This is a genomic window from Streptomyces sp. NPDC004658, from assembly GCF_040609555.1.
Lineage (GTDB): Bacteria > Actinomycetota > Actinomycetes > Streptomycetales > Streptomycetaceae > Streptomyces.
Window position 1 is genome coordinate 1 of record NZ_JBEXKG010000298.1, and the last position, 4,936, is coordinate 4,936.

At 76.8% G+C, this 4,936-nt stretch carries 3 protein-coding genes; 2 read left to right on the forward strand and 1 reads right to left on the reverse strand.

The window, feature by feature from the left end:
- The first annotated feature begins 109 nt into the window (after positions 1-109).
- Positions 110-2,065, forward strand: coding sequence for a HEAT repeat domain-containing protein (locus tag ABZV94_RS40220; protein ID WP_356349830.1), 1,956 nt, complete (start codon positions 110-112; stop codon positions 2,063-2,065).
- A gap of 138 nt (positions 2,066-2,203) precedes the next feature.
- On the opposite strand, the gene ABZV94_RS40225 is transcribed toward ABZV94_RS40220, so the two are convergent.
- The gene (locus ABZV94_RS40225) at positions 2,204-4,156 is read right to left on the reverse strand and encodes an ABC transporter ATP-binding protein (protein ID WP_356349833.1); all 1,953 of its coding nucleotides are present in this window, start codon (positions 4,154-4,156) and stop codon (positions 2,204-2,206) included.
- A gap of 90 nt (positions 4,157-4,246) precedes the next feature.
- On the opposite strand from ABZV94_RS40225, the gene ABZV94_RS40230 reads away from it, so the two are divergent.
- A partial coding sequence (locus ABZV94_RS40230) for a TIGR00374 family protein (RefSeq protein ID WP_356349834.1) occupies positions 4,247-4,936 on the forward strand: 690 nt, incomplete at its 3' end.

The following is a 4,936-nucleotide window of genomic DNA, read 5'->3' on the forward strand; positions in this document are numbered from 1 at the left end:
GATCGGGGTGATCCGGGAGTTCCGGAAGACGATGTAGGTCACGTCGGAGGGTGCCCCGCCGGTGAGCGGGTCGGGGTCGATGCCCAGCCCCTGGGTGACGCCGGACGCCGTGGACTGGGCGGCGCTGGAGCACAACTACGGGCCCGCCACGGACGTGCCGGAACTGTTGCGGCGGTGTGCCGGGCCGGACCCGGACGACGCCGAGGACGCCTCGTCCGACCTGCTCAACCTGCTCTTCCACCAGGGCGGCTGGATCTGCCCGGCCGCCCCGGCCGCACTGCCGTTCCTGCTCCGCCTGGCCGCCCGGCCGGACGTGCCGGTCCGGCGCGGCCTGCTGGAACTGGTGGCCATGCTGGCGCACGAGGCCGGGCGGGTCGCCGACCGGTTCGTGGACCCCGGCTGGCCGCCGGCGTGGCAGGCGGCGCTCCCGGCCGTACGCGCGCTGCTGGACGATCCCGACCCCGTGATCCGGCGTGCCGCCGCCGACGTGATGGGGTCCTGCACCAGCCCCGGTGCGGCGACCCTGCCCGCGCTGCTGCGGCGCTGGCGCACGGAGGACGACCCGGTGACCCGCCTGGACCTCGTCCTCGCCCTCGGCCGGGCGGTCCTGCGCGAACCGGCCGGAGCGCGCGCCGAGGAGACCCGACGGCTCCTGCGCGACCTGCTCGACGCCCCCGAGGCCCAGCTCCGGCTGGCCGCGGTGCACGCCCTCGCACCGGCCGACCCGGGGCTGCCCGCGCGCCGGCTGGACCTGCTGCTGCACGCGGTCCGGGAGCCCGGCGTCGCGCTCTGGCGCCACAGCGGCACGGTGGAGACCGGGGTCCAGGGCGTCCACCACTGGACCGCGGGGCTCATCGCCGGACCGGCCCCCGACTTCGCCCTCGGCCTGCTCGCGGACCACCCCGACGACGAGCAGCGGACCGGCGCCCTGGCCCAGGCCGGCGCGCACCTGGCCCGCTGGCGCTCCCCGGCCGCCGCCTTGCTGCCGGCCGTCGCCGCGCGGCTGGACGACCCCTCCCCCGAGGTCCGGTACCGGGCGGCCGAACTGCTCGCCTGTCTCGGCCCGGCCGCCGCGGCGCACGCGGACGAGGTCGCCGCGCTGCTCGACGACACCGGCGCCCGGTCCACCCGGTGGCGGGAGACCGTCGCCGAGGCCGCCGTGTGGGCGCTGGCCCGGATGAACGACCCCCGCTGCGTGCCGGTCCTGACCGGGCTGCTGACCGGCGAACGCTCCGGATTCGCGGAGGGCTCCGCGTACTTCCCCGCCGAGGACTGGCACACCGTGGTGCTGCCGGCGCTGGACGAGGTCCTGCTGCCTCTTTCGGACCACGCCGACGCGCTGCTGCCGGCGCTCCGCGAGAGGCTCGACACCGCGACGGACCCCCAACTGCTGCGCGGGCTCTGCGAGGTCGTCGCCGCCTGGGGTCCGCTGGCGGAGGCGGCGGTGCCGCGGCTGATCGTCCTCCTGGCGGACGACCGGACATGGGCACCGGCGGCGACCGCCCTGGCGGGCATCGGCCGGGCGGCCTCCCCGGCGAGGGAACCGCTGGCGGCCCGGTCGGCCGGCGGCGGCCCGCACGCCGACCTCGCGGCCTGGGCGTACGGGAAGGTCACCGGCGAACCCGGACCGTTCCTGGACCGGCTCGGCTCCACCGCCACGGGGCCCCTTGCGCCCCCCACCCTGCGCAGACTGGCCGACCTCGGCCCGCACGCCGCGCCCTGGGCGGACCGGCTCCGGGCGCTGACCGCCGACCGCGAGCCCTGGGTCCGCGTCGAGGCGGCCCACGCCCTGTGGGCGGCGACCGGCGACACCGCGCACACGGTGCCGGTGCTGACCTCGGCCGTGCGGGGCCTGGCCGAGGGCACGTACCTGCCGGTCATGCTCCCTGCGGTACGGCACCTGGCCCGCATGGGCCCCGCCGCCCGGCCGGCCGCCCGCCTGCTGCGCGGCGTAGGGGACCGCGACGAACGGCTGCGCGGCTCCGGCGGCTGGCGGGGCTTCGTCCAGGACGAGGAGATCCGCGACGCCGTCGACGCGCTGCTCACCGGGGCGTGTGCGGGGTGACAGGACGGCGCCGGGGCGGGACGGTCCGCCGGGTCGGGCGCCGGCCGGTGCTGCCGCACGCCTCGGCACAGGCGCCCGCCACGGGCCGGTGGCGGACGCCGGCGGGGACGCCGGTGGAGTGACCGGCGGGGCCGGGGCTCACCCCACCGTCGGCGCCCCCGCCTCCACGGCTCCCGCCGCCTCGGTCCCCGGCGCGACCGCCCCCGGCGCCGTCGCCTCCGCCGGCTCGCCGCGCCCCGCGAACTGCGTGCGGTACAGCTCGGCGTACCGGCCCCGCGCCGCCAGCAGTTCCTCGTGCGTGCCGCGTTCCACGATCCGGCCGGACTCCACGACCAGGATCTGGTCGGCGGCGCGGACCGTGGACAGGCGGTGGGCGATGACCACGGCGGTGCGGCCCTCCAGGGCCTCGGTGAGCGCCTCCTGGACGGCCGCCTCGGAGGTGTTGTCCAGGTGGGCGGTGGCCTCGTCCAGGATGACCACCCGCTGGCGGGCGAGCAGCAGCCGGGCGATGGTCATGCGCTGGCGTTCGCCGCCGGAGAGCCGGTAGCCGCGCTCGCCGACGACCGTGTCGAGTCCGTCGGGCAGGGACCGGACCACGTCGGCGAGGCGGGCCCGGCCGAGGGCGTCCCACAGCTCGTCGTCGGCCGCGTCCGGGCGGGCCAGCAGCAGGTTGGCGCGGACGGTGTCGTGGAAGAGGTGGCCGTCCTGGGTGACCATGCCGAGGGTGGCCCGCAGGGAGGCGAAGGTGAGGTCGCGGACGTCGACGCCGCCGATGCGGACCGCGCCCGCGTCGACGTCGTACAGGCGCGGAAGGAGCTGCGCGATGGTCGACTTGCCGGCGCCGGAGGAGCCGACGAGGGCGACGGTCCGGCCGGGTTCGGCGCGGAAGGAGATGCCGCGCAGCACCTCGGTGCCGCCGCGGGTGTCGAGCGCGGCGACCTCCTCCAGGGAGGCGAGCGAGACCTGGTCGGCGGACGGGTAGGAGAAGCGGACGTCGTCGAACTCGACGGCGACCGGGCCGGCCGGGACCTCGCGGGCGTCCGGCTTCTCGGCGATGAGCGGCTTGAGGTCGAGCACCTCGAAGACCCGCTCGAAGCTGACGATCGCACTCATCACCTCGACCCGGGCCCCGGCGAGCGCGGTCAGCGGCGCGTACAGCCGGGTCAGCAGCAGGGCGAGGGAGACGACCGCGCCGGGCTCCAGGGTGCCGCGCAGCGCGAACCAGCCGCCGAGGCCGTAGACGAGGGCCAGGGCGAGGGCGGAGACCAGGGTGAGGGAGGTGATGAAGACCGACTGGGCCGTGGCCGTGCGGACGCCGATGTCCCTCACCTGGGCGGCCCGCGCCGCGAACTCCGCCGACTCCTCCTCCGGGCGTCCGAACAGCTTGACCAGGGTGGCGCCGGGCGCGGAGAACCGTTCGGTCATCCGGGTGCCCATGGCCGCGTTCAGCGCCGCCGCCTCGCGCTGCATGCGGGCCATCCGGCTGCCCATGCGGCGGGCGGGCAGCACGAACACCGGCAGCAGGACGAGCGCGAGCAGGGTGATCTGCCAGGACAGGGTGAGCATCACGGCGAGCGTCAGCACCAGGGTGACCAGGTTGCTGACGACGCCGGAGAGGGTGTTGGCGAAGGCCCGCTGGGCGCCGATCACGTCGTTGTTGAGACGGCTGACCAGCGCGCCCGTACGCGTACGTGTGAAGAACGCGACGGGCATGCGCTGCACATGATCGAACACAGCCGTTCTGAGGTCGAGGATGAGTCCCTCCCCGAGCGTCGACGACAGGCGGCGGCCGAGGATGCCGAGCCCCGCCTCCGCGAGCGCGACGAGCGCGATGAGCAGGGAGAGGCGCACCACGGTGCCGGAGTCGTGCCCCGCCACGATCGCGTCGACGACGCGGCCGGCGAGTACCGGGGTCGCGACGGCGAGCAGGGCGGTCACCACCCCGAGCAGCACGAACCGGACGATGCCGGCGCGGTGCGGGCGGGCGAAGGCGGCGATGCGGCGCAGGGTGGCGCGGGCGAACGGGCGACGCTCGGACTGCGCGTTCATCACGCTGTGCAGCTGCGTCCAGGCGGTGGTCTCCATGCTCATGGAAGAGACCGTAGAACCTCAAGGTTCGTTGAGGTCAATGTCCGCGGCGGTTCACCCGCTGTTGGGACGCCCCGGAGAGCCTGTGCGGATGTGACTGCCGTCCCCCTCCCCCGCCGGCGCCCGCCCCGGCGCCTCCCCGTCCGCCAGGTGCTGTGCCTGGTGCCGCTCGTGCTCGTCGCCGTGGCCGCCGTACGGCACCGCTCGGTCCTCGCCGAGGGCTTCGGCCACCTGCGGACCGCCTCCTGGCCATGGCTGCTCGCGGCGATCGCGGCGACCTGCCTGACCTGGGTGGCCGCCGCCGTCACCCGGCAGGGAGCGGTGCTCCAGCCGCTGCCGAAGGGGCGGCTGCTGGCCACCCAGTTCGCGGCGGGCGCGGCCAACCATCTGCTGCCGACCGGGCTGGGCGCGGGCGCCGTGAACCTGCGCTTCATGACCGTGTGCGGGGTGCCGCCGGCGCGTTCCTCGGCGGCGCTCGCCCTGTATCTGCTGGCGGAGTGCGTGGGCCGGCTCGGGCTGCTGGCCGCGCTGCTGGCCGCGTTCCCGGACGCGCTGCGGCTCGGTCCCCTGCTGCCGGACGGCTCGGCGCTGCCGCTGCTGCTGGGCGCGGCCGGCCTGCTGGCCGTGGCGGGAGCCGGGGCGGCGCTCGTACGGCCGCTGCGCGCGCGTGTGTCCGCGTTCGCGCGGGACGCCCTGGACGAGGCCCGGTCGGTGCACACCCGGCCGGCCCGCGCCGTGGCGCTGTGGGGCGGCTCGCTGGCCTTCCCGGCGCTCCAGGCGGCC